The sequence below is a fragment of the Xanthomonas citri pv. mangiferaeindicae genome (genome assembly GCA_002240395.1).
GTDB classification, from domain to species: domain Bacteria; phylum Pseudomonadota; class Gammaproteobacteria; order Xanthomonadales; family Xanthomonadaceae; genus Luteimonas; species Luteimonas citri_A.
Genome location: CP016836.1, coordinates 682,880 through 708,089, shown reverse-complemented (window position 1 = coordinate 708,089; position 25,210 = coordinate 682,880). Strand labels below are relative to the sequence as shown.

Sequence of the window (25,210 nt, the reverse complement as noted above, 5' to 3'; positions counted from 1 at the left end):
GAGCGTGGAGACGAAGGTGCGCAGCACAGGCCTCATGCCGCCCGCCTCAGGTCTTCGGCCAGCGCCGCCAGGCTCGCGGCCTTGGGCTTGACCAGCCAGAACTTGCCGACGAAGTCGCGGAACTCGTCGAGGATCCGCGCGCTCCAGGCGCTGCCGGTCAGGCGGGCATGGGTCTCGATCAGATCGCGCAGGTGCGAGCGGTAATTGTCGAAAGCTTCCGGGGTGACGCGCAGGATGTCGATCAGTTCGTGGTTGTAGCGGTCGACGAAGTCGCGATCGAGATCGAGCACGTAGGCGATGCCGCCAGTGAAGCCGGCGCCGAAGTTCAGGCCGGTGCGGCCCAGCACCGCGACTGCGCCGCCGGTCATGTACTCGCAGCAGTGGTCGCCGGCGCCTTCGATCACCGCGACCGCGCCGGAGTTGCGCACACCAAAGCGCTCGCCTGCACGGCCCGCGGCATACAGCTCACCCCCGGTCGCGCCATACAGGCAGGTGTTGCCGAGGATCGGCGTGAGCCGCGACTCGAACGCGCTGCCGGCCGGTGGGCGCAACACGATCCGGCCGCCCGCCATGCCCTTGCCGACATAGTCGTTGGCTTCGCCCTCGAGCTCGAGGTGCAGGCCGCCCGCATTGAACGCGCCCAGGCTCTGGCCGGCGGTGCCGCGCAGGCGCAGCGTCAGCGGCCGGTCGGCCATGCCGGTGTTGCCGTGCACGCGCGCGATCGCGCCCGACAGGCGCGTGCCGATGCTCCGGTCGGTGTTGCGGATCTCGAAGTCGTAGCTGCCGCCGTCGCCGCGCGCGATCGCCTTGGACACGCGCGCGTCCAGCGCGGCCGCCAGGCCGTCGGGCGGCGCCTGCAGCGCCGGCGCGCCGCAGTAGCCCAGCGGCTTGTCGGGATCGCGGCGCAGCAGCATCGACAGGTCGATGTCGACGTGGTCGCGGGTGCGGCGCAGGTGCTGCTCAAGCAGGTCGGTGCGGCCGACGATCTCGTCGAGCGAGCGCGCACCCAGCGCTGCCAGATGCTCGCGCACGTCCTCGGCGACATTGCGGAAGAACGCTTCCACGCGCTCGGGCAGGCCCTTGTAGTGGTGCTCGCGCAGCCGTGGATCCTGGGTCGCCACGCCGGTGGCGCAGTTGTTGAGGTGGCAGATGCGTAGGTACTTGCAGCCCAGCGCGATCATCGGCGCGGTGCCGAAGCCGAAAGTGTCGGCGCCGAGCAACGCGGCCTTGATCACGTCCAGGCCGGTCTTGAGGCCGCCGTCGGTCTGCAGCAGCACGCGGTCGCGCATGTCATTGAACTGCAGCGCCTGGCGCGCCTCCGACAGGCCCAGTTCCCATGGCGCGCCGGCGTAGCGGATCGAGCCCAGCGGGCTGGCGCCGGTGCCGCCGTCGTGGCCGGAGATCGTGATCAGATCGGCGCCGGCCTTGACCACGCCGGCGGCGATCGTGCCAACCCCGGCATGGCTGACCAGCTTGACCGAGATCAGCGCCTGCGGGTTGACCTGGCGCAGATCGAAGATCAGCTGCGCCAGGTCCTCGATCGAGTAGATGTCGTGATGCGGCGGCGGCGAGATCAGGCCGATGCCCGGTTTGGCGTAGCGCAGGCGCGCGATCAGCGCGTCGACCTTGCTGCCCGGCAACTGGCCGCCTTCGCCGGGCTTGGCGCCCTGCGCGACCTTGATCTGCAGCACCTCGGCGTTGATCAGGTACTCGGGGGTCACGCCGAAGCGGCCCGAGGCGATCTGCTTGATCTTGCTGCGCCGCTCAGTGCCGTAGCGCGCCGGGTCCTCGCCGCCCTCGCCGGAGTTGCTGCGCCCGCCCAGCCGGTTCATCGCGATCGCCAGCGCTTCGTGCGCCTCGGGCGACAGCGCGCCCAGACTCATCGCGGCCGAGTCGAACCGGCGCACGATCGACGACACCGGCTCGACCTCTTCGAGCGGCACCGGCGTGGCGGCCGCGCGCGGGCGCAGCAGGTCGCGCAGCGCGGCCGGTGGCCGGGTGTCGACGAAGCCCGAGTAGCGGCGCCAGTCCTCGCGCGCGCCGGTGGCGACCGCGCGCTGCAGGGCCTGCACCACGTCGGGATTGAACTGGTGGTACTCGCCGCCGTGCACGTAGTGCAGCAGGCCGCCGGGTTCGGGCAATGCGGTGTCGTCCCAACCCTGGGCGGCGAGCGCCCACGCATCGGCTTCCAGGCGCGCGAAGCCGGCGCCACCGATGCGCGACGGCGTGCCCTCGAAGCACAGTGCGACGACCTCGGCATCGAGCCCGACGATCTCGAACAGCTGTGCACCGCGATAGCTGGCGATGCTGCCGATGCCCATCTTCGACAGGATCTTCAGCAAGCCCTTGCGCACGCCGCGGCGGTAGCTGCGACCCAGTTGCAACATTTCGTCGCCGCTCTGGGTCGGGAGCACACCGCGTCGCGCCAGCCCGTGCAGGGTCTGGTAGGCGAGATAGGGATAGACCGCGGTCGCGCCGAAGCCGATCAGGCAGGCAAAATGGTGGGGGTCACGCGCAGTGCCGGTTTCCACCAGCAGGTTGGCATCGCAGCGCAGTCCCGCCCGCACCAGATGCAGGTGGATTGCGCCGGTCGCCAACAGCGCATGCACCGGTGCGGTGCCGCGCTTGGGATAACGATCGCTCAGCAGCAGGATCTCCACGCCTTCGCGGACCGCGGCTTCGGCCTCGGCACACAGCCGGTGCAAGGCGGCCTCGAGCGTCTCGTCCTGCCCGAAGTACAGATGCAGCAGCCGGTTGGCATGCTCGAAGCGCGGCAATGCAAGCAACTGGCGCAACTTGCGCTGCGAGAGCACCGGCGAATTCAGCAGCACGTGGTGCACGTTCTCGGCGCGGTCGAGAAACAGGTTGCCCTCGCGTCCGATCTGCGTGGCCAGGGTCATGACCCCGCCCTCGCGCAGCGGATCGATCGGCGGGTTGGTGACCTGCGCGAACGCCTGGCGGAAGCCGTCGTAGAGCGGACGTACGCGCTGGCTGATCGCGGCCATCGGCACGTCGTCGCCCATCGACCCGATGCCTTCCTGTTCGGTCTGAGCCAGCGGCCGCAGCACCGATTCCTGTTCCTCGCGGGTGAGCTGGAACAGCTTCTGGAACGCCAGCAAGGTGTCGGCCGGGAAGGGCTCTGCGGCCAGCGCGGGATCGATCAGTTCGGTGTGCAGATAGCTCATGCCGCGCTTGAGCCATTGCTTGTACGGCGCGCGCGCGCGGTTGACCGCATCGATCGCGTCGTTGTCGAGCAGCGTGCCGGCTTCCAGATCGATCGCGATCATCTCGCCGGGCCCGAGCTTGCCCTTGGCCTTGACCCGTTCGGGCGCGACGTCCCACACGCCGGTCTCGGAGGCGATCACGAAGATGCCGTCGTGCGACAGCGTCCAGCGCGCCGGGCGCAGGCCGTTGCGGTCGAGTGTGCAGGCTGCGTACCGGCCGTCGCACATCACCACGCCGGCCGGGCCGTCCCATGGTTCGGAGTTGATCGCGTAGTACTCGTAGAACGCGGCGAGGTCGGCGTCCTTGTATTCCAGCGACTGGGTCGCCGGCGGCATCAGGATGCGCATCGCCTGCAGCAGGTCCATGCCGCCGAGCAGCAGCCACTCGAGCATGTTGTCGAGGGTCTGGGAATCGGAGCCGTGCATCGTGACCGGCGCGTCGAACTCGCCGATGTCGAGCAGCGGCGAGGCCCAGACTCCGCGGCGCGCCTGGGCCCAGCGCCGGTTGCCTTCGATGCTGTTGATCTCGCCGTTGTGCGCCAGCCGCCGGAACGGATGCGCCAGCGGCCAGCGCGGCAGCGTGTTGGTCGAAAAGCGCTGGTGGAACACCACCGTGACCGCGGCCAGGTCGGGCCGCGCCAGGTCCGGGAACAACTGGGTCAGATGGCGCGGCAGCACCATGCCCTTGTAGCCGAGCAGCCCCGGCGTCAGGCCGACGACGTAGAAATCGGCGACCTCGCGCAGCGCCTGCTCGGCGCGACGCCGCGCCAGGTACAGCACGCGCTCGAATGCCGGCGCATCGTCGCCATCGGCCTCGACGAACACCTGCGCCACGCGCGGCAGCGACGACAACGCCAGTCGGCCGAGCGCGGCGGTGTCGAGTGGCACGTCGCGCCAGCCGAGCGTGCGCACGTCCAGCGCCGCCAACTGCGCGGACAGCGTCTCGCGGCACTGCGCCGCGGCCGTCGCGTCGTGCGGCAGGAACACCATGCCGGCAGCGATTCGAGGACCGGTGATGACGAAGCCGCTTTCGGCGGCGAGCGTGCGCACAAAGGCCTCGACGCCGACCAGCAGTACGCCGCAGCCGTCGCCCGAGAGTCCATCGGCGGCGATGCCGCCGCGATGCGCCATCCGCGACAGCGCCTGCAGCGCGCCGTCGACGATCTCGCGCGAGGCCTCGCCGCCAATCGTGGAGATCAGGCCGAAGCCACAGGCGTCGCGTTCGTCAGCGGGGTCGTACAGCCCGCGCACCGGGGATTCCCGCATCGTCGTCATTGCCATCCGGTCAGGGGAGCAGAGCCGGCGTGGGGATCGGAGCGTGTGGCGGTCTCGCAACGCGTCCACGTCGGGCCATCGACTAGAGCACAGTTTGTGCAGTGCGGCAATACGCGATTTGCGGCGCTTCGGACGTTTCTGATGCAACCATTGCGACGCAGCACCGGCACTGGTGCAAGCGCGTCCTGGACGCAGCGGTCAGCCGCGGAGCACGCGTCCGGTGGCCGCGTCTCGGATCGTCGACGGCTCGCGTCGACCGCCGGTCTCGCCGGCCGCCACGCCGTCGATCTGCGCCAGCAGTCGCGGGTCGAGCGCGGACGCTTCGTGCACGGCCGGTTCGCCCGAGAGATTGGCGCTGGTCGATACCAGCGGCCCGCCGAAGGCAGCGCACAGCGCGACGACGCCGGGATGGGCGCTGACGCGCACCGCGATGCCGGCATGCGCCCCGGTCAGCCAGGCTGGAACGCCGGACAGCGCCGGCACGATCCAGGTGTTGGGGCCCGGCCAGGTGGCGTGCACCGCGTCCTGGCGCTCGACCTCAAGCGCGGACCAGTCGACGATGCCCGCCAGCTGCGCGGTGGTGCCGGCGATCAGGATGACGCCTTTGTCGACGGGCCGGCGCTTGATCTCGAGCAGACGATGCACGGCGGCCGCGTCGAACGGGTCGCAGCCCAGCCCCCACACGCCTTCGGTGGGGTAGGCGATCACACCGCCGCGCGCGAGCACGGCGGCCGCGGCGGCGATGTCCAGGCGCGCGAGGGCGGACATGCGCGAGACCGGTCGCGGGTCAGAACGGCGCGGCGTCGTCGGGCGCGGCCTTGACCACGCGCTTCTTACCCAGCGCGACCTTGGCCGGCGTCAGCAACGACTTCGCCGGCTCGGGCGCTGCGACCGCCTGCTTGGCGACCTTTTTCGCAGTCTTCTTCGCTGTCTTCTTGGCGGCTTTCTTGGCAGGTGCCTTCTTGGTCGCTGTCTTCTTCGCAGCTGGACTCTTGTCGGGCGCGGCCTTCTTCGCCGCGACCTTCTTGGCGGCGACCTTCTTCGCGCCGAAGCCCTTGCGCACCGGCTTGCCGGTTTCCTCGAGCAGGCGGGTGACCTCCTCGAACGTCAGCGACGCAGGCTCGCGGTCCTTGGGGATCTTGCCGTTGAGCTTGCCGTCGCTGATGTACGGCCCGAAACGGCCGTTGAGCACCTGGATGTCGCTGCCGTCGAAGGACTTGATGATCCGGTTGCGCGCGATCTCCTCTTTCTCTTCGATCAGGAACACCGCGCGCGCCAGGTCGATCTTGTACGGATCGTCCTCCTTCTTGAGCGAGGCGTAGGTGCTGCCGCGCTTGGCGAAGGGGCCGAAGCGGCCGATGCCCACACTGACCTGCTCGCCCTTGTCCTCGCCGAGGATGCGCGGCATCAGGAACAGCTCAAGCGCCTGCTCGAGCGTGATCGTGTGCATGCTCTGGCCAGGGCGCAGCGAGGCGAACTTGGGCTTGTCCTCGGCGTCCTCGGCAGTGCTGCCGATCGCCGCATAGGGCCCGAAGCGGCCCAGCCGCACGCTGACCGGCTTGCCGGTCTTCGGATCGGTGCCCAGTTCGCGCGCGCCGGTGGCCTCGGTGCGGTCGACCGATTCGGTCTTCTCGGCGACCAGCTCCTTGAACGGGCCCCAGAACTTCTCCATCAGCGGGATCCAGTCCTCCTCGCCGCGGCTGACCGCATCGAGCTCGTCCTCGAGCTTGGCGGTGAAGTCGTAGTCCACGTAGCGGGTGAAGTGGCTGGACAGGAACTTCGACACTGCGCGGCCGACATCGCTGGGACGGAAGCTGCGGCCCTCCATCTCGACGTACTTGCGGAACAGCAGGGTTTGGATGATCGAGGCGTAGGTCGATGGCCGGCCGATGCCGTACTCCTCGAGCGCCTTGACCAGCGCCGCTTCGGTGAAGCGCGGCGGCGGCTGGGTGAAATGCTGCTCGGCGATGATGCGGTCGAGCGGCACACGGTCGCCCGGCTTCATCTGCGGCAGTTTGCGGCCCTCGTCCTCGTCGTCCTTGCCCTTGGTGTCCTTGCCTTCCTCGTAGACAGCCAGAAAGCCCGGCACGACGACGGTCGTGCCGCTGGCGCGGAAGCTGTGCTCGCTGCCGGCGGCCAGGTCCACCGACACAGTGTTGAGCGTGGCCGGGATCATCTGCGAGGCGACTGCGCGCTTCCAGATCAGCTCATACAGGCGGCGCTCGTCGTCGGAAAGGAAGCGCGCGACCTGTGCGGGCGTGCGCAGCGCCGACGTCGGACGCACCGCTTCGTGCGCTTCCTGCGCATTCTTGGACTTGGTGGTGTAGATGTTGGGCTTGTCCGGCAGCGAGGACGTGCCGTAGTCCCGCGCGATGACGTCGCGGATCTCGCCCAGCGCATCCTGCGACAGGCTCACCGAGTCGGTACGCATGTAGGTGATCAGGCCGACCGTGCCTTCGTCGCCGATCGCCACACCCTCGTAGAGCTTCTGCGCGACCTGCATGGTCTTGCGCGTGGTGAAGCCGAGCTTGCGCGCGCCTTCCTGCTGGAGCGTGGATGTGGTGAACGGCGCGGCGGGGCGGCGCTTGCGCTCCTTGGCGCCGACGTCGGTGACATGCAGTGCGCCCTGGGCTGCAGCCTGGATGCGCGCGCGCGCGGCCTCGGCGGTGTCGCCATCGGTCACGGTGAACTGTTCGAACTTCTGGCCGTCGAGCTTGGTCAGACGCGCATTGAACGGCTGCGAGGGGTGGGCGAGGGCGGCCTCGATGGACCAGTACTCGCGGGCGATGAAGGCTTCGATCTCCTCCTCGCGCTCGACGATCATGCGCAGCGCCGGTGATTGCACGCGGCCGGCCGACAGTCCGCGCTGCACCTTGCGCCACAGTACCGGCGAGAGGTTGAAGCCGACCAGGTAGTCGAGCGCGCGACGTGCCTGCTGTGCATCGACCAGATCGCCGGCGATCGAACGCGGCTTCTGCATGGCCTCCTTGATCGCTCGCGGCGTGATCTCGGTGAACACCACGCGCTGCAGCGACCGGTCCTCGAGCAGCCCGCGCTCTTTCAGGATCTCGGCGATGTGCCAGCTGATCGCCTCACCCTCGCGGTCCGGGTCGGTCGCCAGAAAGATGTCCTGCGCGCCCCGCGCGGCCTTGGCGATCGCCTCGACGTGCTTTTCGTTTTTCTCGATCAGGTCGTAGCGCATCGCGAAGCCGTGGTCGGGGTCGACCGCACCTTCCTTTGGAATCAGATCGCGCACATGACCATAGGACGCCAAGACCTGGAAGTCGTTGCCGAGGTACTTGTTGATCGTCTTGGCCTTGGCGGGCGACTCGACGATGAGGAGGTGTTTGGCCATGGTGGGCGACATCCGTGGGTGCGCCGTTGGCCCGGCGCCCCGAAAGGTGTGAAGACGCCGCCGCCCGAGGAGGCCCCGGGCGGTCGGTTGCTTTTATAGTGGAATCACGGGCGGGCAGGGCTGTCAAGCGCAGGCCCTGCCGGGGTTCACATCGCAGCGAACCCGATGGCGATGATCATGCCCACCAGCACCAGTCCGAACAGCGCGCCGAAGATCGCCAGCACGACGACCGTCACCGTGCCGAGCTCGCGCCGCTGCAGCTCGGGACGCTCGGTGAAGGCCCACTTGTCGACCACCAACGTGTCGCACACGATGTCGTGCAGCGCCTGTTTGCGCTGGGTGAAAGCGGCCATCAGGAAGCCGATCATCAGGATCAGCGCGCTGAGGATGGTCGAAAAATAACGGCCGATGCCGCGCAGCAGCGAGATGCGCTCGCCGGTGGTGCGGACCACCTTGATGCCCACCGCCATCTTGCCCGGCGTGGCCATCGAGGCGGACGCGTGGAACCAGGCGTAGTAGAGCGCGCCGGCGGCGATCGACAGCAGGTTGGACAGGAGCTGGACCAGCACGATCGCGATGCCCGTAGCCGAATCCGAGCCGACCGCGATGATGCCGCCGAGCACGGCGATAGCGAGCCCGCCGATCACCATGCCGATGACGCCGACGATCAGGCCGTCGATCAGATAGGCCGCCACTCGCTTCCAGAAGCCGGCGTAGACCACCTCACCACCGTGTACGACGGTATCGACGCGGGCGACCGGGGCGGTCGGGGGCGCGTACGGAGAGCCACTGGCTGCCGGGCCGGCCGCCGTGATCGCGGCGGCATGGGCGCTCTCGGTGACCGGCCGCCAGGCATCGCCGGGCGCCGGTGCGCTGTCGACGTCGCTTTGTGTCGGCGCCAGCGCCTCGAGGGTCCATTCCGATGCCGCCGGGGCCGGGGAGCCCGCGCTGGCAAACTCGCCGCGCACTGCATCCAGCGGCACCCACTCGGCCAGGCCGTCGCGCCAGACTAGGGTCCGGTCGTCGATCTGGCGGGCCTGGTACAGGCGCAGCAGTTCGGTGGCCGGGACCGGCCCCGGCGGACATGTGTGGCGTCGGCGTAGAACCAGTCGGTCATCGGGGCGGATCCTGTGCTGGGAGCGGTGCCGCAGCTGCGGCAAAACGAGGGGGCGACGCTGCATCCGCACACGCAGGCAGGCCATCGGCCATATCGCGTTGCGGGCGGTGAGCATCGGCAGCACGCGTGGCATGCATCGCCCAACGTCGGAGGCCATGGATACGATATGGCTGACCCGCCGGACGTCCTGCCCCTGCAACGCGATGGCCGCTGGCCTGGCCGGCCGTGCGGGCGTCGTGGGCGGCATGCTAACCCGTGCGGCGCGATTTTGCCCCGTTCCGCGGCGGCGGGACGGGGGCGGGTCATCGTCGGCAGTCAGGCCCGCAGCTGGCCCGATCAGTGCACCGGCTCGGGCTCGTCGATGAACATCTGGGTTTCCATCCAGGCGTAGGCCGCCTCGCTGCCGGGCTGGTTGAACAGCACCATCAGCACGACCCACTTCAGGTCGTCGAGGTCGAGCTCGTCCTGGTCGAGCGCCATCACGCGGTCGAGCACCAGCTCGCGCTGGTCGGCATCGAGCACGCCGTGCTGCTCAAGAAACATCAGAAAGCCGCGGCCCTCGACATCCAGCCGGTCGATCTCGGGTGCCGAGTACACGCGGGTGGGCCCGTTCGCACGGATTTCCGACACGGCCGGGCGCTGCTCGGCCAGGGCATCGAGCCAGTCGAAGGCCTTGCTGGTCTCCGCCGGGCTGAATCCGGCCTGCAGCAGACCGCTCTGCAGCGAGTCGCGGTCGCGGACCAGGTCCGCGTCCTCGGTGAAGTAGTGCTCGAACAGATAGAGCAGGACATCCAGGATGCTTTCTTTCATGTTCCCCGGCCTGCGCCCGAAGGGGCGCGTCATTCAGGACTTTCGGCAATAGCGACCGTGCGCGACGTCGATGCGTCCATCCAGCTCCATGGCCAGGAGCATGGCCGACGCACGGGCGACCGTCAATCCGGTGCGGGCGATCAGTTCATCCATACCGCTTGGGTCGTGGCCCAGGGCCTGCCACAAGCAGTTGTAGTCAGGATCCAGGATCGGGCCGGTGGGTGTCGGGGCTGCCGCCCTGTCTTCGATGGGGACGGCCAGGCGCCCGCGCAAGGCATCGGCGAGGTCGGCGGCGACCGGGCCGAGCGCGGCGCTCACCTCGTCCGGCGATTCGACCAGCATCGCCCCATCGCGTAGCAGGCGGTGGCAGCCGCGGGCCTTGGGGTTACGGATCGATCCGGGGATCGCGAACACCTCACGGCCCGCTTCGCCGGCCAGACGCGCGGTGATCAAGGCGCCCGAGCGGTATGCCGCCTCGACGACCAGGGTGCCAAGCGCGAGGCCGGCGACGATGCGGTTGCGGCTGGGGAACTGCGCGCGCCGCGCCGGGGTGCCGGGCGGGTACTCGCTGATCACCGCGCCTTCGGCCGCGATTCGCGCGTGCAGACCGGCGTTGCAGCGCGGGTAGGGCACGTCGATGCCGCTGCCGAGCACCGCCACCGTGACGCCGCCGGCCTGGAGCGCGGCCAGGTGGGCCGCGGCGTCGATGCCGCCGGCCAGGCCACTGATCACCGCCAGCCCCTGCGCAGCGAACCGCCGGGCGAACGCGGCGGCGGTGTCCAGCCCGGCCGCGGTCGGCGCGCGGCTGCCCACCACGGCGACACCCGGATGCCAGAGCAGCGCGGGATCGCCGTTGACGAACAGCCCCAGCGGCGGACCGGGCGCGCGCCGTAGTAGGGCCGGATAGTCGGGGTCGTGGCAGCCCACGAGGTAGCGCCCGGGGGCGGCTTGCAGCCAGGCGCGCGAGCGGCGCCATGCTGGCTCGGGCGTGCGCAGCGCACGGCATTGCGCCGGGGTGAGGCCGGCTTCGCGCCAGGCGTCGGCGCCGGCGGCAAGGGCGGCGGCAGGCCCGCCGTGGCGGTCGAGCAAGGCGCGGCGCGGCGCCAGCGGACCGGCGGCGTGGATCAGCTGCAGCAGCGCGTCGGCATCGGTGTGGGCAGTGTCGGGCATGCGCCCAGGCTAGGCGCGCCCGGGCGCGCCGGCAGTCGGCGCAAACCGCGCGTGCGGGTCGGAAATGCCCGCGCGCGACGATGCGGAGCGCGTGGCCCCGCAGCGCGGGTCAGTGGGTCGCGTCGGGGTGCTTGAGGCGGTCGCCGATCTGGACCGGCTTGGTGCCTTCCATGACCAGCGCATAGCTGACGTGGTCGAAGGTCCGGAACACCATCGCGTGCGCGGCGTACTCGTCGGGCAGCCGGTCGCGGCGCGAGCCGCGGTCGGGCGCGGCGTCGATGCGCGAAGTGTTGGGATGGCGCACACGGTCGACGACGTAGTCGCCGCTGTTCCAGATCGAGAACACCGTGCCGTTGTCGATCCCCGACGCGCGACCGGCCGAAATCGCGATCACGTCGCGCGGACCGCCGGTGATCAGCGTGTCGGCGACCGCGAGCACCTGCACATCGGCGGCGATCGCATCGGCGGCCGGCGCATGCGGGAAGAACTGCAGGTCGTAAGGCTGCGGGTCGACCGGCACCACGCGGTCGCCCGGGCGGGCCTCGAAACCGCCGCCATCGAGCGCGATCGTGGTGGTGTCGGTGTCCTCGGTGGGGCCCGAGACCACGGTGCCCACGCCCAGTTGGACCATCTCCACGCCCAGGAACGCGTCCTGGCCGCGCAGGCGCGGCAGCGTCTGTCGCCACAGGTGGCTTTCGCCGGCAACGCGCTTGCCGCGGTAGTTGAGGTCGCGTGCGCGCCGCGCGCCGTAGAACTCGGTCGCCGGTCGTTGCACCGCGTAGCGCTGGCCCGGCAGCGCGTTCTCCAGGCCCTTGACGTAGATGTCGCGGTCGATGCTGCCGCGCAGGCGGGTGCCCTCGCTGCCGAGCACGTAGGGCAGGTGGTCGAACTTGAAGACGATGCTGCGGTTCTTCAGGAACGGCTCGATGTCCGACAGCGAGACCGCATCGATCGGCGCCTGCGCGGTCGTGCGCGGCCCCGGGCGCACGGTCGCGGTGACCCGGTCGAGGTACGCCAGGCTGATGACGTCGCCCGGATAGATCAAATGCGGGTTGGCGATCTGCGGGTTGGCCTGCCAGATCTCCGGCCACAGCCACGGGCGGTCGAGGAAGCGGCCCGCGATGTCCCAGAGCGTGTCGCCACGCACCACGACGTAGGTGTCGGGATGGTCGCCGCGCAGTTGCTGGGCCGCGGCATACGTGGTCACGGTCAGCAGCGCGACGGCACACACCGTGCGGAGCGTTCCGGAAAGGCGTTCAAGCGTGCCGGCCATCTACAGCTCCCCTTGGGTTTCTCCCCTTGCAGCGCCGCAATATAGCCTGAAACCGCGAAACGGAAGCAACTGCGCGCCGCGTTACAATGCCCGGCTCCCGCCTGCGCTTGCCACCTACGCCGTCCAATCCATGGCCCTGCTCCCGATCCTCGAATACCCCGACACCGGCCTGCGCAAGGTCGCAGCGCCCGTGCCCGTCGACCGTTTCGCCGACCCGGCGTTCCAGCGCCTGCTCGACGACATGTTCCAGACCATGTACGAGGCGCCGGGCATCGGGCTGGCCTCGACCCAGGTCGACACCTACGAGCGTTTCATGGTCATCGACGTCACCGAGACGCGCGACCAGCCGCTGGTGTTCGTCAATCCGACGATCCGCGACCGCTCGGCCGACCTGCGCGTGCATACCGAGGGCTGCCTGTCGATCCCCGGCGTGTTTGCCGATGTGACCCGCGCCGACGGCATCGTCGTCGAGGCCTTCGACCGTCATGGCAAGGCGTTCGAGCTGACTGTCGACGGCCTGCTGGCGACCTGCGTGCAGCACGAGATCGACCATCTCGACGGCAAGCTGTTCATCGACTATCTGTCACCGCTCAAGCGCGACCGCGCGCTCAAGAAGCTCGAGAAGCTGCGCAAGGGCCGCGACTAGGCCGGCAGGATCAGGCGCCACGGCGCCGAACCCGTTTCCCGTTCCTACGAGTCCGCCGGTTTCGACTCGCGTTCCCGCCCCTCCGTTCCCGGATCTCCACGCCGTCCCATGAGAATCGTCTTCGCCGGCACCCCGGACTTCGCCGTGCCCTCGCTGCTCGCCGCCGATGCGCGGCGCGAGGTCGTGGCCGTCTACACCCAGCCCGACCGGCCGGCCGGGCGCGGACGCACGCTGACGGCCTCGCCGGTCAAGCAGGCGGCGCTCGACCGCGGACTGATCGTGCGCCAGCCCGAGCGCTTGCGCGGCGCCGAGGTCCTCGATGCGCTGCGCGCGCTCGAACCCGACCTGATGGTCGTTGTCGCCTACGGTCTGTTGTTGCCGCAGGCGGTGCTCGACATCCCGCGCCTGGGCTGCTGGAACGTCCATGCCTCTTTGCTGCCGCGCTGGCGCGGCGCGGCGCCGATCCAGCGTGCGATCCAGGCCGGCGATGCGCAGACGGGCGTCTGCCTGATGCAGATGGAGAAGGGCCTGGACACCGGGCCGGTGCTGCTGCGGCAATCGACGCCGATCGCGCCCGACGACACCGGCGGCCGGCTGCACGACCGCCTGGCCGAGCTCGGTGCGCAGGTGCTTGCCGACGGGCTGGGCCTGCTGCGTGCCGGCATCCGGCCGGTGCCCGAGGTGCAGTCCGAGGCCGGAGCGACCTACGCTCACAAGCTCGACAAGGCCGAGGCCCGGCTCGACTGGACGCGTCCGTCGCGCGCACTGGCCGATACGGTGCGTGCGTTCGACCCCTGGCCGATCGCCGAGGCCGACATCGCCGGTGAGCGCGTGCGCGTGCATGCGGCGCAGGCGTTGCCGCTCGCCCATGACCGCGCGCCGGGCACGTTGCTGGCAGCCGGTCGCGACGGGCTCGATATCGCCTGCGGTGACGGTGCGCTGCGCGTGCTGCGGCTGCAGCGCGCCGGCGGCAAGGTCGTCGCCGCGGCCGACTATCTCAACGCCCGCCAGGATCTCAAGGCACTGGTCGCCGCCCCGGCGGGACAGGACTGACATGAGCGCGCCCGGCGCCACGGTCCGTGTGCAGGCCGCCCAGGTGCTCGATGCAGTCGCGCACCGCGGTACCTCGCTCAAGGCCGCGCTCGCCACGGCGCTGCCCACGCTCACCGATCCGCGCGACCGCGCCTTGCTCGAGGCGATCTGTTTCGGCGCGCTGCGAGGCGCCGCCCGCTATGACCGCGCGCTCGCGGCCTGGATCCCGCGGCCGCTGCCGCGTCGCGACGCCTCGCTGCGTGCGCTGCTGCATGTCGGCTTCGCCCAGCTCGACCCGCTCGGCCTGCCGGCGCACGCCGCGCTGTCGGCGACGGTCGAGGCCGCGCGTGCGATGGGCCGCAGCCACCAGGCCGGGCTCGTCAATGCGCTGCTGCGCCGGGCCCAGCGCGACGGCCTGCCGCCGCCGGCGCCCGGCGACGGCTGGCCGGCCTGGCTGCTGGCGCAGGTGCGCGAGGACTGGCCGGACGCCTGGGAGGCGATCCTGGCGGCCAGCGCATCGCAGGCACCGACCTGGTTGCGGGTCAACCGCCGGCGCAGCACGCCTGCGGCCTGCATCGCCGCGCTCGCCGAGGCGGGCGTCGAGGCGGTCGCGGCTCCGGGGCTGCCGGATGCGCTGCGGGTCGATGCGCCGTTCGCGGTGGCCGCGTTGCCCGGCTTCACCGAGGGTCTGTTTTCGGTGCAGGACGGCTCGGCCCAGCAGGTCGCCGCCGCGCTGGCGCCGGCCCCGGGCGCGCGCGTGCTCGATGCCTGCGCCGCGCCTGGCGGCAAGAGTGCCCACTTGCTGGAGCGCGACCCGGCGCTGCGGCTGACCGCGCTCGATGTCGCCGCATCACGCGTGGCGCGGATCGCCGCGACCTTTGCCCGGCTCGGCGTGGGCGAGCAGGCGTCGCTGCGCACGGTCGACGCGCTCGAGGTCGGACGCTGGTGGGACGGCACGCCGTTCGATGCGGTGCTGCTCGATGCGCCGTGTTCGGCGACCGGCGTCGTGCGTCGCCAGCCCGACGTGCTGTTGCACCGGCGCGCGTCCGATCTTCAGGCGCTGGTCGCGCTGCAGGCGCGCCTGCTCGACGCCCTGGCGCCGACGGTCGCACCCGGCGGCGTGCTGCTGTACGCGACCTGCTCGATCCTGCGGCGCGAGAACGCCGCGCAGGTCGAGGCGTTCCTGGCCCGGCATCCGGACTTCGCAGTGCAGCCGCTGGACGCGGGCTTCGGCCGCGATACCGGTGCCGGCCACCAGCGCCTGCCTGGCGAGAACGGCATGGACGGCTTCTTCTACGCGCGGCTGCGCCGCGGGCGCTGAGCACCGCGGCCGCGCAGGCGCTCGCTTAGAATCACCGGCATGACGACGCCTGCCGCCAGCCTGATCATCAGCACCTACAACAACACCGACTGGCTGCAGCGCTGTCTGTGGGGCTATGCCCAGCAAGATCGTCTGGATTTCGAGTTGGTCGTCGCCGACGACGGCTCCGGCCCGGCGACGCGCGAGATGCTCGAGGCGATGGCGCCGACGCTGCCGTATCCACTGCGGCATGTCTGGCACGAGGACGCGGGCTTCCGGAAGTGCACCATCCTCAACCGCGGGATCGAGGACGCGCGGTCCGACTATCTGATCTTCTCCGACGGCGATTGCGTGCCGCGAGCCGATTTCGTCTCCCAGCACCTGCGCCTGCGTGAGCCGGGCCGTTACCTGGGCGGTGGCTACTGCAAGCTGCCGATGGATCTGAGCCTGAAAATCGACCGCGACGTCATCGCGCGCGGTCTGCATACCGATCCGGGCTGGCTCAAGGCCAATGGTCTGCCGCGCAACAAGCGCTCGCTCAAGCTGTGGGCGCGGCCGGGCTGGCGCGAGCGGTTGCTCAACGCCGTCACCCCGACGCCGCCGCGCTGGGCCGGCAACAACGCCTCGGGCTGGAAGGCCGACCTGGTCCGCGTCAACGGCTTCGACGAGCGCATGACCTACGGCGGTGAGGACCTGGAACTGGGCGAGCGCCTGGCCAACGCCGGCGTGACCGGCAAGCAGATCCGCTTCTCGGCGGTGTGCGTGCACCTCGACCACGCCCGCGGCTACGTCAAGCCGGAGATGAAGGCCGCCAACCAGGCGATCCGCGATGCCGTCAAAGCCGGCCGCCGCACCTGGACCGACTACGGCCTCGTCCCCGGCCCGCCGCCCTGAAACCGGGGTCAGAGTCGTATTTCCTCTTGGGAAGTCTGAGGCTGCCGCGCAACTCTGCCCTGGAAATACGACTCTGACCCCGGTTTTGCTCCGGAAAAGGCACTCTGACCCCGGTTTTTAAGGGGCGAGTGCGCGCAGACGGCGGTACTTCTCGAGCACGTAGCCGGCCTGGGCGCGGTGGAAGCGCCAGCCGGCGGCGCCGTCGAGCCAGGCGCCGCGCAGCAGGTATTGCTTGAGCAGGTAGGCGGCGGCGTGCAGGGGACCGTCGAGTGCGCCGGCACGCTTGCCGGCGTCGAAGCGCTGCCGGGCCCAGAGCTGGGCGTAGCGCGAGAGCTTGGCGACGTGCTCGGCGTGGCTGCGCGAGGTGTCGTGTTCGAAATCGGCAGCGAGCGCCCGCACCGTCTTGCCGGCGAGGTCCGGTCGTTCGTGCACCTGCGAGGGCAGGTAGCGCCAGCCGGCGCGCACCAGACGTTCCATCGGTTCGCCGCCGCGCAGGCGGTGGCCGAGGAACCAGTTGCGGCGGGTCAGCAGCCAGGCATCGGCCTGCTCGACTCGGCCATCGGCGAACAACGCGCGGATCGTGTCGGCAGTGCCGGGCGAGAGCCATTCGTCGGCGTCGAGCAGCAGCAGCCAGTCGTGCGTGGCCAGCGTGTTGGCAAAGGTCTTCTGCGCCGCGTAGCCCAGCCAGTCCTGGTGCACGACGCGTGCGCCGTGTGCCGTGGCAACCGCGACCGTGTCGTCGGTCGAGCCCGAGTCGACGACCAGCAGTTCTGCGCACAGCCCACGCATCGAATCGAGGCAGCGGCCGATGCGGTCGGCTTCGTTGCGGGTGATGACGACGCCAGAGAGGGGAAGGGGGCGGACATAGGGCAGGCACGTCGGGGTAAGCGCGATTGCCTAGAATCGCATTGCCGGGACACATCATGCATCCTGTGTCGCTTCGATTCTCAGTAAACCGGCAGGGCATGGCGAACATCCGCATCATTTCCCGCGACAACGGGGTCGGACTCAGCCGGGATATGGCGCTGGTCGCGGCCCTGTTCCGTGACGCGGGGCATGCGGTGGAGGTCGTTGCCTATGGCGGCAACCGGACCTTGGATCGCTGCATGGAGATCGGACACCGTGCGCGACATGCATTGGGCCGGCGCGTGGACATGCAGATCTTCCTCGAGCGTGTGTATCACCGGCTCCTGTCGTTGGCGGACTGCAACCTGCTGATCCCCAATCCTGAGTGGTTCCAGCCTGCCTGGCAGAAGTTTCTACCGCGATTCGATGCGGTGCTGTGCAAGACCCAGCATGGCGCACACGCCTTCGCGGCCTTGGGCTGCGAGGTGCGCGAGATCGGATTCACCAGCGACGATGTCTTCGACCCCGGCATCGCCCGCATGCGTCAGTTCTTCCACCTGGCCGGCAGAAGCAGCGCGAAAGGTACTCAGGCCGTGCTCGACGCCTGGGAGCGGCACCCCGAATGGCCGCAGCTGGTGGTCGTGCAGAACCCCAAGACCGCAGTCAGGCGGATGACGGGTGCGAATATCTCGCACCGACTCGAGTACTTGGGGGCAGACGAACTGCGCCAGTTGCAGAACGCGAGTCTCTTCCACCTGTGCCCGTCCGAGATGGAAGGCTTCGGGCATTACCTCAACGAGGCGATGTCCGTCGGTGCAATCGTGTTGACGACAGATGGCGCACCGATGAACGAGTTGGTGTCGGCCGATGATGGTGTATTGCTCACGCCGCGCACGTGCATTCCCGAAGGGCTGGTCGAACGGTTCGTCGTCGACGTGGCTGCGATCGAAGCAGGGGTTGCCCGCGCCCTGGCATTCGATGAGGCTGAACTGACACGCGGGCGGGCGCGCGCGCGCCAGCGTTTCCTGGAACGCGACGCGCGCTTTCGCAGCACCTTGGTACCGCAATGCCTGGCGATTGCCGACGCCGTGCGTCGATGAGGTGAGATCGGCGTCGGCCAGGACGGGTTACCAACCGCGTCGACGAGACTCGATGGGCCGCAGCGACGAGATCTGATCGTTCATGCGCATGCGCTCGAAATTGCGCACATCACGATCGATGATTTCGCAGCGGCCACGGAAATCTGCGTGCTCGCAGACTTCCCATGCGCCGCGCACCTCGACCGAGCTGATCATGTCGTTCATGCCGACACTTCGCATATCGCGAATGCCTTGGCTGAACGACTGCATGCGACCTTTGAAGTCGGCGTGTTCGTACACCGTGATCGACGGGCCGTAGCGGTCGGAACGCCGGTCGCGTCGTTCGCGGCCCCAGCGCTCGTCTCGATCATCACGCTCGCGGCGAGCCCACCGCTCGTCTCGATCGTCGTACGCGTGGCGATGGTCGTATCCGTACCGATCGTCATCATGAAACGCCTGCGCGGTGCCCGTACCGACAAGGGACAGCGCTGCAAGTACAAGTGCGGTGCGAAGACTTGCTGACATGATGGGTCCTTCGAATGTGGTGTCGGGCGAGCACACCGTAGCCACGCCCAGCTGAAGAATGGCTGGCCGAATCCGACACGAGCGCCCGCCTGGTGGGCCGCGGTCGGCGTCTGTTTAGCGGCTACACCGTCCGCAAGGCGTCCGCCAGCAATACGGCCCACAGCGCCAACAGCGCCAGCCACAGCCAGCGCCAGCGTCCGATGCCGCGCCAGGCGGTCCGCCAGGGGCCGGGTGACTTCACGTCGGCCTCCGGCGCTGCGCCGAGCGCAGGGCATCGCCCACGCGCAGGCCGTAGAGGTAGACACCGGTCGCGCACAAGGCGGTCAGCAGCGCGCCGAACGCACACCACAGCCAGCGCACCGGCCAGCCACCGAAGGTGCCGAAGTGCAAGGGGTCGGCCAGTTCGGCGATGCGCTGGTGCAGGCCCATGTCCCGGCCGTCGCGCAGGCCAGCGACGGTGCCATCGCGCAGATCGAACCCAATTGCGTTCGCACGATCGCGCACCAGCCAGGCCTGCGCCTGGCCGTCGACCAGCAGCGATGCGGACGAAATCTCGTGCACGCCGCGAATCTGCAACTGCGGCCAGCGTCGCGCCGCCTCGGCGATCGCGCGGTCGATTGCGGCTGGATCGGCGGGCGTCGCGGTGGGCGCCTCGGGCAGGGCGATCTTCGCTGCCGGCCCGGCATCGCCGCCGAGCGATTCGACCAGGTACCAGCCTCCGGTCAGCCCGATCAGCGCGATGAACCAGAGGCTCCAGACACCGGCCAGCCGATGCACATCGCCCCATAGCCGGCGGGGCCGGTCGCCGCGCGGCCAGGCGCCGAATCCGCGCCACCAGCGTTTGTAGATGACCAGGCTGGTGGCCAGCGACAGCAGCAGCGGCAGCGACAGCGCCGTCACCAGCGGCACGCCGATCTTGAGCGGCAGCATCAGATGGCGATGGGTGTTGCGCAGGATCCGCTGGGCATTGAACCAGGGCGTGTCGCCGGTCACCCGGCCGCTGCCCGGGTCGACCCAGACGAAGCGGCGCTCGCCGTCGGGCAAGCGCATCACCGCGCGCGCGGCGAAGCGCGATGCGTGCGGAGCGGCCAGCGATTCCAGCGTCCACGTCGGATAGGCGCGCTGCACCGCAGCCACCCACGTGCCCCAGCTCGCGTGCTGGCTGGACGGCGCCACCCGCGCCTCTGGGAAGACCAGCCAGTCGATCTCCTGCGACACCGTCGCCAAGGTGCCGGTCAGGCACACGAAGCCCATCAGCAGCGACAGCTTGAGTCCGACCCAACTGTGCAGGTCGAACCACAGCCGGCGGCCGCTGGCCTTCTTCGCGGTGGCGGGCGGGCGCTGGCGGTGGGCGGACGCGTCGGTGGGCATCGGCTCAGAACGTGTACGCGGCCTGCAGGTAAAGCCGCCGCGGCTCGCCGGGGAAATGGCCGGTGCGTTCGGTGAAGCCGCTGGCCGCATAGACCTTGTCGAAGAGATTCTTGACGTTGGCTTGGAACTTCCAGCGCTGCCAGTGCGTCTGCCAGCTCAGGTCGAAGACGGTGTAGGGCTTGACCCGCTGGCCATCCAGGCTCAGGCGCTCGCCGGTGTGATCCAGGCCGAAACCGATCGCCGAGGCCAGCGCCGGCAGGTCGTAGCGCGTCCACACGCCGAGCTTGTTGCGCGGTGCATTGGCGAAGCGGTCGCCGGCGGCATTGACGATGCCGTTGCTGCCGGCATCGATCACCCGGGCGTCGTTGTAGGCATAGGCGATGTTGAGCACCCACTGTGGGGTCAGGTCGGCGAGCAGATCGACCTCCAGGCCTTCGCTGCGCACCAGGCCCAGCGGGGCGAGTTGATTGACGCCGTCGACGATCGCGCCCGTGGCCTGCACGATGTTGCTGCGCTCGATGCGGTAGAGCGCGGTGCCGAGCGTCAGGCGGCCGTCGGCGAGGGCGGCCTTGAGCCCGGCCTCCCACTGCCGGCTGCGCTCGGCGTCGAACGGGCCGCCGGCTGCCGGGTCCTGGTTGGACGTGGCCTGCGGCAGGAAGCCGCTGGCGACGTTGGCATAGGCGTTGATGCCTTCGCGCAGCGTCACCGTGCTGCCCAGACGCCAGCTCAGGTCGCGCCCCTCGATCCGGCTGCCACCGATGCGGTCTTCGTCCTCGAAGCCGTCCCAGCGCAGCCCGGCAAGCACCTGCCAGCGCGGCGTGAGCGCGATCTCGTCCTGGACGTAGCCGCCGTAACGCAAGCCGCGTGTGCGGGTGCTGCGCCAGGGCAGGGCGTCGAGCCCATAGTCGAAGTACCCACTGCGGCCGTAGACCGGTGCGTGCAGATCGAGGCCCGGCACCGGGCCGGCGCCACGGGCGAGGTCGGCGCTGTTGGCGGTCTGCGCACTGAAGTCGGCATCCAGCCGATAGCCATCGGCCCCGAACAGCAGCGTGTGGCCAAGCGCGCCGGTCGAGAAGCGCCAGACCGCGTTGCCGGCGACCGTCAGTCCCTCGTTGTCGCGCAACTGGTTGCGCAATTGCCGGGTCATCCATTCGGCGCGGCCGTCGCCGTCGCGGTCGATCAGCCCCATCGGCTCGTGGTAGATCTGGTGCTCACCGTTCTCGAACCAGCGTGCCGACAGGTCCACGTCCCAGTCTGCCGAGGGCGAGGCGCGGTATTGCACCAGCGCCACCCGTGCGTCCATGTCGAGGAAGTCGGTGGCCTCGTTGTGGTTCCAGCGGCGATCGGTCAGGAAGACGCCGTTGTCGTCGACCGGTACGCCGCGCAGCCGGTTGCCGCCCAGGTTCTGCTCGATGTCGGTCAGCTGCAGCGTCAGCTCGCCGGTGTCGCCGAGGTCGAAGGCCAGCGACGCATCGCCGATCCGGCTCTCGCTGTCGGCGTTCCAGCGTACGCCCTCGTCGCCGTCGGCGTGCACGCCGACCCGGTAGCGCACACGCTCGGACAGCGGGCCGGTCGCTTCGAACGAGCCGGCCGCGAATGCGGCGTTGCCGGCTGCCAGCTCGACCCGGCGCAACGCCCGGCGCTGCGGCTTGCGGGTGACGTAGTTGATGATGCCGCCGGGCTCGCCGCCGCCGTAGAGCGCGCCGGCCGGCCCCTTGAGCACTTCCAGCCGTTCGATATTGAACAACTGCGGCACCGAGAAGCCTGCGTAGGGGTCGCCGCGCAGACCGTCGTAGAGCACGTTCTCCTGGCGGAAGCCGCGCAGGGTGACCCCGGCGTAGCTGAAGAAGCTCACGCCGCTGATGCTGCGGTACAGATCGGTGACCTCGTACGCGGCCTGGTCGTCAATCAGCTCGCGCGGCAGGACCTGGACCGAGACCGGGACCTGCGACAACGGCGTGCCGGTGCGGGTCGCGACCGCGGCATCGTCGCTGCGGTAAAGCGCCTGCGCGCGGCCGACGACGTGCACCGCGTCGAGGTCAGTGGCCTGCGGTGGCTCGGCCGCAGTGGCAAGGGCGGGGACGGCAAGGGCGGCGATCAGCCACTTGGTGAGCGGGCGGAAGCGAGGGATCGAAGGCACGCGGGGCCTGGGGCGTCGGGATGCAGTCGCCCAGTATAAATGACATCCATTCTCATTTTGAATGAGATGCGGCCCCGCCTACCAGCGCAGCGGTCGCCGGGCGATCTCGCGCGACAGCGCCGCATGCAGGCGTTCGGCCTCGGCGAGCGGGACGAAGCGCAAACGCAATGGCGGTGCCAGGGGCTGCGCGCCGGCGGTGTCGAGCCACAGCGCGGCCATGCCGGTCCAACGGTCGAGCGGTGACTGGCGCAGTTCCACCGCTTGCAGTTTGCCGATCTCGGCAAAGCGCCAGTGCCGGCGCCACCAGCCCTCGCGCACCGCGACCATGGTGGCGTCGATCGCATAGCCGGCGCGGGCCGCATGGCGATGCGCGGCGAACGCCGACCACGGCAGCCACAGCAGTCCGAGCAGGCCCCAGCGGCCGAAGAACCAGCCCAGCACCAGGCACAGCACGGTGGTCGGCAACCAGGCGCCAAGCGCCAGCCGCAGCCAGGCCCGGCGGTGCAGGGGCCGCCATTGCGTCGGCGGCCAACTCGCGACGGCGGCGATATCGCGGACGATCGCATCGCAGGTCGCGACGGTCGCGATCGGCGCCAGCGCATCGAGCCCGCGGCCATCCTGCTGCCCCTGGCCGTCGCTGCCGCGCGCGCTGGCGGTGTCGATCTCCAGCGTGCGCCGCGCGAACAGCCGATGCAGCACGCCTTCGCGCAGCGTCCAGGCCTGGATGCGCCGGCGCGGCACCGAGCTGCGCGACCGACTCAGCAGACCGCGCTCGACGGTCAGTCGCCGCCCCTGCCGCTGCAGCCGGAAGCCGTGGTAGCGCACCAGCGCCAGTGCCACCGAGAACGCGCGGATCGCCAGCAGCGCCAGCGCGACCGCGCCGGCCAGCACCAGCGTCTTCGCCATCCAGGTCGCGGCGAAGGCGTTGGCGTAGCCGAACGCCTCGCGCCCGCCCTCAACCAGCCAGCGTCCCGCGGTGCGGTCGGGCAGCGCCTGGAACGCGAGCGCCAGCGCGCCGGCGACGACGATCATGCCGCGATTGGAGATCAACCCGAGCTTGACGACCTCGGCCGTCGATAGCGCCAGCAGGGTGTCGCCGGGCGCGGTCGCCGACGCCGGCTGCGGCGACCGCGCATCATCGGTCCGACCGCGGTCGCGGATCACTTGCTCCAGCGCCAGCGCCTCGGGCAGACGCAACACCCGCATCTGCGCCTCGGGGCGGGTACCGCCGGCCGACTCGAGCCGGACCTCGGCCACGCCGACCAGGCGATGCAGCAGCGACTGATGGATCGCGACGTTGTGGATGCGCGAGTAGGGGATCTGGCGCACGCTGCGCTCGAGCAGGCCGCTGCGCACCACCAGGCGGTCGTCGGCGATGCGATAGCGGAACGTCAGGTACTGCCACACCGACACCGCGACCAGCGCGCCGATGCCGATCAGCGGCAACCACGCCGGCCCGTCGTCGGCGCGCCGGCCGGCGACCAGCAGCACGATCAGCGGCACGATGAACTGGCGCAGGTTCTGCAGCAGCACGAACAGCCACGAGGCCGGGTGCAGCCGGCGCTCGGCATCGCCGGGCCCAGCGGCAGGGGGCAGGGGCGGCAGCGGCGGCGGCTCAGGCGTCGTCATGGTCATCGTCGCGCGCCGCGCGCGCGGCCAGCGCATCGCGCAGCCGCTCGGCCTGGGCGTGTGCCAGGCCCGACAACGCCACCGCGCTGTTGCGGGTGCCGGCCGTGTGCACGGTCAGCGTCGACAGGCCGAACGCGCGTTCCAGCGGCCCGCGCCGGATGTCCAGATGCTGCACACGGTTGCCCGGCACGCGCACATCGCTGCGCCACAGGTGCCCGCGGCGGATGCCCAGGCCGTCGTCGTCGAGCCGCCAGCGCGTGCGCAGCCAACGCCGCCGTGCGATCCACACGGTCCAGGCCGGCAGCAGCACCAGCGCGCCGGCGTGTGCAGCCAGCGAGAGCGGCGAGCGGCCGAATGTGAGCAACCCGGGTACCAACAGGACCGCCAGCGGCAGCAGCGTGCCGATCAGCGCGGTGATCGTCGACAGCGTACGCGCGGCGACCGGCAGTGGCTGCCAGGCGCCGGTGTCGACCGGGGCCGCGGCATTGGTCACCAACGTTTGTGGTGATGGATCGGCCGGCGTGTCGTCGCGACCCTCGGTCGGCAGGGTCATCGGCGGCGCTCCAGGTCGAGATAGGGGTTGTCGTCGTGCGAACCGGACGGCCGCGCCTTGTAGCGCTTGTAGGTCCACTGGTACTGCGCCGGATCGCGGCGGGCGATGTGCTCGACGCCGGCGTTGAGCGCGGCGGTCGCGCGCGGCACGTCGGCATCGGCGATGCCCTCGGGCGCCGGCTCGATGTGCAGTGCGAACCCGGGGCCGTCGTCGATGCGCTCGCAGTAGGCGTAGAGCACGGTCGCGCCGGTGCGTTCGGCCAGCCGCGGCACCAGGGTCATCGTCAGGGCCGGCAGACCGAAGAACGGCACGAATTCGCCGTCGCCGGCCTTGGGCTGCTGGTCGGGCAGGATGCCGGCCACGCCGCCGTCGCGCAGGGTCTTCCACAACTGGCGCACGGCCGGGCCTTCGGCGCGCACCTGGGTCACGCGGCTGTCGTCGCCGGCGCGTGCGCGCACCAGCCGCAGAAAGGCCTCGCCGACGGCCGATTCCGGGGCGCGGTAGAGGATCGAGATGGGCGTGCGTGCAGCCAGCCACTGGTTGAGCAGTTCCCAGTTGCCGTAGTGCGGTGCGACGACGATCAGGCCACGGCCCGACGCGAGCGCCGCATCGAACAGTCCGACACCGTGCTGCTCGCGGATCGTGCGCAGGTTGTGCGCCGGGCGGTGGGTCCACAGCCGCAGCGTCTCGAGCATCTGCAGCGCAGTGGTGCGCAGCACCGCACGCCGCAAGGCCTCACGCTCGTCGGGCGAAAGCTCGGGATAGGCGAGTTCGAGATTGCGCAGCGCGACGCGGCTTTCGCGGCTGCCAGCAAGGCGACCGAGGGTGGCGACGGCGGTTGCGATCGCGCGTTGCACGACAGGCGGCAACAGGCCGACCAGCGTGGCGAGCAGGTACAGCAGGCGGGCGAGCAAGGCGGACATCCGGGGAGTTTAAGCGCCCGGGCCCCGAACGAAGAACGCCGCCCCGGA

17 protein-coding genes and 2 pseudogenes are annotated in these 25,210 nt (G+C 70.1%); 5 read left to right on the top strand and 14 right to left on the bottom strand.

Going from position 1 to position 25,210, the window contains the following annotated elements; genetic code table 11:
* Positions 1–32 precede the first annotated feature (32 nt).
* From BEN78_03060 to BEN78_03030, 7 genes and pseudogenes are all read right to left on the bottom strand, one after another.
* On the bottom strand, positions 33–4,505 hold the full coding sequence (locus BEN78_03060) for a glutamate synthase large subunit (GenBank protein ID ASR42520.1): 4,473 nt from the start codon (positions 4,503–4,505) through the stop codon (positions 33–35).
* A gap of 192 nt (positions 4,506–4,697) precedes the next feature.
* Positions 4,698–5,267, bottom strand: a complete 570-nt coding sequence (locus BEN78_03055) for a tRNA threonylcarbamoyladenosine biosynthesis protein RimN (GenBank protein ASR42519.1) — start codon at positions 5,265–5,267, stop codon at positions 4,698–4,700.
* 19 nt (positions 5,268–5,286) lie between these two features.
* Positions 5,287–7,854, bottom strand: coding sequence for a DNA topoisomerase I (locus tag BEN78_03050; protein ID ASR44877.1), 2,568 nt, complete (start codon positions 7,852–7,854; stop codon positions 5,287–5,289).
* A 146-nt stretch (positions 7,855–8,000) separates the two neighbouring features.
* Positions 8,001–8,971 (bottom strand): annotated as a pseudogene (locus BEN78_03045) (hypothetical protein).
* A 336-nt stretch (positions 8,972–9,307) separates the two neighbouring features.
* Positions 9,308–9,781, bottom strand: a complete 474-nt coding sequence (locus BEN78_03040; protein ASR42518.1) for a hypothetical protein — start codon at positions 9,779–9,781, stop codon at positions 9,308–9,310.
* Positions 9,782–9,814: 33 nt separating this feature from the next.
* On the bottom strand, positions 9,815–10,951 hold the full coding sequence (locus BEN78_03035) for a DNA protecting protein DprA (protein ASR42517.1): 1,137 nt from the start codon (positions 10,949–10,951) through the stop codon (positions 9,815–9,817).
* 109 nt (positions 10,952–11,060) lie between these two features.
* Complete coding sequence (locus BEN78_03030; GenBank protein ID ASR42516.1) at positions 11,061–12,224, bottom strand: peptidoglycan-binding protein LysM; 1,164 nt, start codon at positions 12,222–12,224, stop codon at positions 11,061–11,063.
* 130 nt (positions 12,225–12,354) lie between these two features.
* On the opposite strand from BEN78_03030, the gene BEN78_03025 reads away from it, so the two are divergent.
* The 4 genes from BEN78_03025 to BEN78_03010 all read left to right on the top strand — a co-directional run bounded on the left by BEN78_03025 (position 12,355) and on the right by BEN78_03010 (position 16,096).
* Positions 12,355–12,870, top strand: coding sequence for a peptide deformylase (locus BEN78_03025; protein ID ASR42515.1), 516 nt, complete (start codon positions 12,355–12,357; stop codon positions 12,868–12,870).
* Between the two features lie 108 nt (positions 12,871–12,978).
* On the top strand, positions 12,979–13,923 hold the full coding sequence (locus BEN78_03020) for a methionyl-tRNA formyltransferase (protein ID ASR42514.1): 945 nt from the start codon (positions 12,979–12,981) through the stop codon (positions 13,921–13,923).
* Between the two features lies 1 nt (position 13,924).
* Positions 13,925–15,223, top strand: coding sequence for a 16S rRNA (cytosine(967)-C(5))-methyltransferase (locus tag BEN78_03015; GenBank protein ASR42513.1), 1,299 nt, complete (start codon positions 13,925–13,927; stop codon positions 15,221–15,223).
* A 39-nt stretch (positions 15,224–15,262) separates the two neighbouring features.
* Entirely contained in the window at positions 15,263–16,096 is an 834-nt protein-coding gene (locus tag BEN78_03010; protein ASR42512.1) for a glycosyl transferase family 2, read from the top strand.
* A 117-nt stretch (positions 16,097–16,213) separates the two neighbouring features.
* Here the strand turns inward: BEN78_03010 and BEN78_03005 are convergent, their stop codons facing one another.
* The gene (locus BEN78_03005) at positions 16,214–16,885 is read right to left on the bottom strand and encodes a hypothetical protein (protein ASR42511.1); all 672 of its coding nucleotides are present in this window, start codon (positions 16,883–16,885) and stop codon (positions 16,214–16,216) included.
* Positions 16,886–17,061: 176 nt separating this feature from the next.
* Between BEN78_03005 and BEN78_03000 the strand changes: the two genes are divergently transcribed.
* Positions 17,062–18,042, top strand: coding sequence for a hypothetical protein (locus BEN78_03000; GenBank protein ASR42510.1), 981 nt, complete (start codon positions 17,062–17,064; stop codon positions 18,040–18,042).
* A gap of 27 nt (positions 18,043–18,069) precedes the next feature.
* Here the strand turns inward: BEN78_03000 and BEN78_02995 are convergent, their stop codons facing one another.
* The 6 genes and pseudogenes from BEN78_02995 to BEN78_02970 form a co-directional block, all read right to left on the bottom strand.
* On the bottom strand, positions 18,070–18,546 hold the full coding sequence (locus BEN78_02995; protein ASR42509.1) for a hypothetical protein: 477 nt from the start codon (positions 18,544–18,546) through the stop codon (positions 18,070–18,072).
* Between the two features lie 121 nt (positions 18,547–18,667).
* Positions 18,668–19,917, bottom strand: a pseudogene (locus BEN78_02990) (peptidase).
* A 4-nt stretch (positions 19,918–19,921) separates the two neighbouring features.
* Positions 19,922–22,048 carry a ligand-gated channel gene (locus BEN78_02985; protein ASR44876.1) on the bottom strand — a complete coding sequence of 709 codons (2,127 nt, stop codon included), beginning with the start codon at positions 22,046–22,048 and terminating at the stop codon, positions 19,922–19,924.
* An 87-nt stretch (positions 22,049–22,135) separates the two neighbouring features.
* Positions 22,136–23,686 carry a hypothetical protein gene (locus BEN78_02980; GenBank protein ID ASR42508.1) on the bottom strand — a complete coding sequence of 517 codons (1,551 nt, stop codon included), beginning with the start codon at positions 23,684–23,686 and terminating at the stop codon, positions 22,136–22,138.
* Complete coding sequence (locus BEN78_02975) at positions 23,673–24,182, bottom strand: hypothetical protein (protein ASR44875.1); 510 nt, start codon at positions 24,180–24,182, stop codon at positions 23,673–23,675. The genes BEN78_02980 and BEN78_02975 overlap by 14 nt, the downstream gene beginning before the upstream one ends.
* A 53-nt stretch (positions 24,183–24,235) precedes the next feature.
* On the bottom strand, positions 24,236–25,162 hold the full coding sequence (locus tag BEN78_02970) for a lipid A biosynthesis lauroyl acyltransferase (protein ID ASR42507.1): 927 nt from the start codon (positions 25,160–25,162) through the stop codon (positions 24,236–24,238).
* Positions 25,163–25,210: the final 48 nt, after the last annotated feature.

What these genes read in the sequence shown, in the direction of transcription:
- BEN78_03020 (ASR42514.1), top strand. Translation starts at nt 12,979, where the DNA reads ATGAGAATCGTCTTCGCCGGCACCCCGGACTTCGCCGTGCCCTCGCTG.
- BEN78_03035 (ASR42517.1), bottom strand. Translation starts at nt 10,951, where the DNA reads ATGCCCGACACTGCCCACACCGATGCCGACGCGCTGCTGCAGCTGATC.
- BEN78_03030 (ASR42516.1), bottom strand. Translation starts at nt 12,224, where the DNA reads ATGGCCGGCACGCTTGAACGCCTTTCCGGAACGCTCCGCACGGTGTGT.
- BEN78_03010 (ASR42512.1), top strand. Translation starts at nt 15,263, where the DNA reads ATGACGACGCCTGCCGCCAGCCTGATCATCAGCACCTACAACAACACC.
- BEN78_02970 (ASR42507.1), bottom strand. Translation starts at nt 25,162, where the DNA reads ATGTCCGCCTTGCTCGCCCGCCTGCTGTACCTGCTCGCCACGCTGGTC.
- BEN78_03025 (ASR42515.1), top strand. Translation starts at nt 12,355, where the DNA reads ATGGCCCTGCTCCCGATCCTCGAATACCCCGACACCGGCCTGCGCAAG.
- BEN78_03040 (ASR42518.1), bottom strand. Translation starts at nt 9,781, where the DNA reads ATGAAAGAAAGCATCCTGGATGTCCTGCTCTATCTGTTCGAGCACTAC.
- BEN78_02980 (ASR42508.1), bottom strand. Translation starts at nt 23,686, where the DNA reads ATGACGACGCCTGAGCCGCCGCCGCTGCCGCCCCTGCCCCCTGCCGCT.
- BEN78_03050 (ASR44877.1), bottom strand. Translation starts at nt 7,854, where the DNA reads ATGGCCAAACACCTCCTCATCGTCGAGTCGCCCGCCAAGGCCAAGACG.
- BEN78_03015 (ASR42513.1), top strand. Translation starts at nt 13,925, where the DNA reads ATGAGCGCGCCCGGCGCCACGGTCCGTGTGCAGGCCGCCCAGGTGCTC.
- BEN78_03000 (ASR42510.1), top strand. Translation starts at nt 17,062, where the DNA reads ATGGCGAACATCCGCATCATTTCCCGCGACAACGGGGTCGGACTCAGC.
- BEN78_03060 (ASR42520.1), bottom strand. Translation starts at nt 4,505, where the DNA reads ATGGCAATGACGACGATGCGGGAATCCCCGGTGCGCGGGCTGTACGAC.
- BEN78_03005 (ASR42511.1), bottom strand. Translation starts at nt 16,885, where the DNA reads ATGCGTGGGCTGTGCGCAGAACTGCTGGTCGTCGACTCGGGCTCGACC.
- BEN78_02995 (ASR42509.1), bottom strand. Translation starts at nt 18,546, where the DNA reads ATGTCAGCAAGTCTTCGCACCGCACTTGTACTTGCAGCGCTGTCCCTT.
- BEN78_03055 (ASR42519.1), bottom strand. Translation starts at nt 5,267, where the DNA reads ATGTCCGCCCTCGCGCGCCTGGACATCGCCGCCGCGGCCGCCGTGCTC.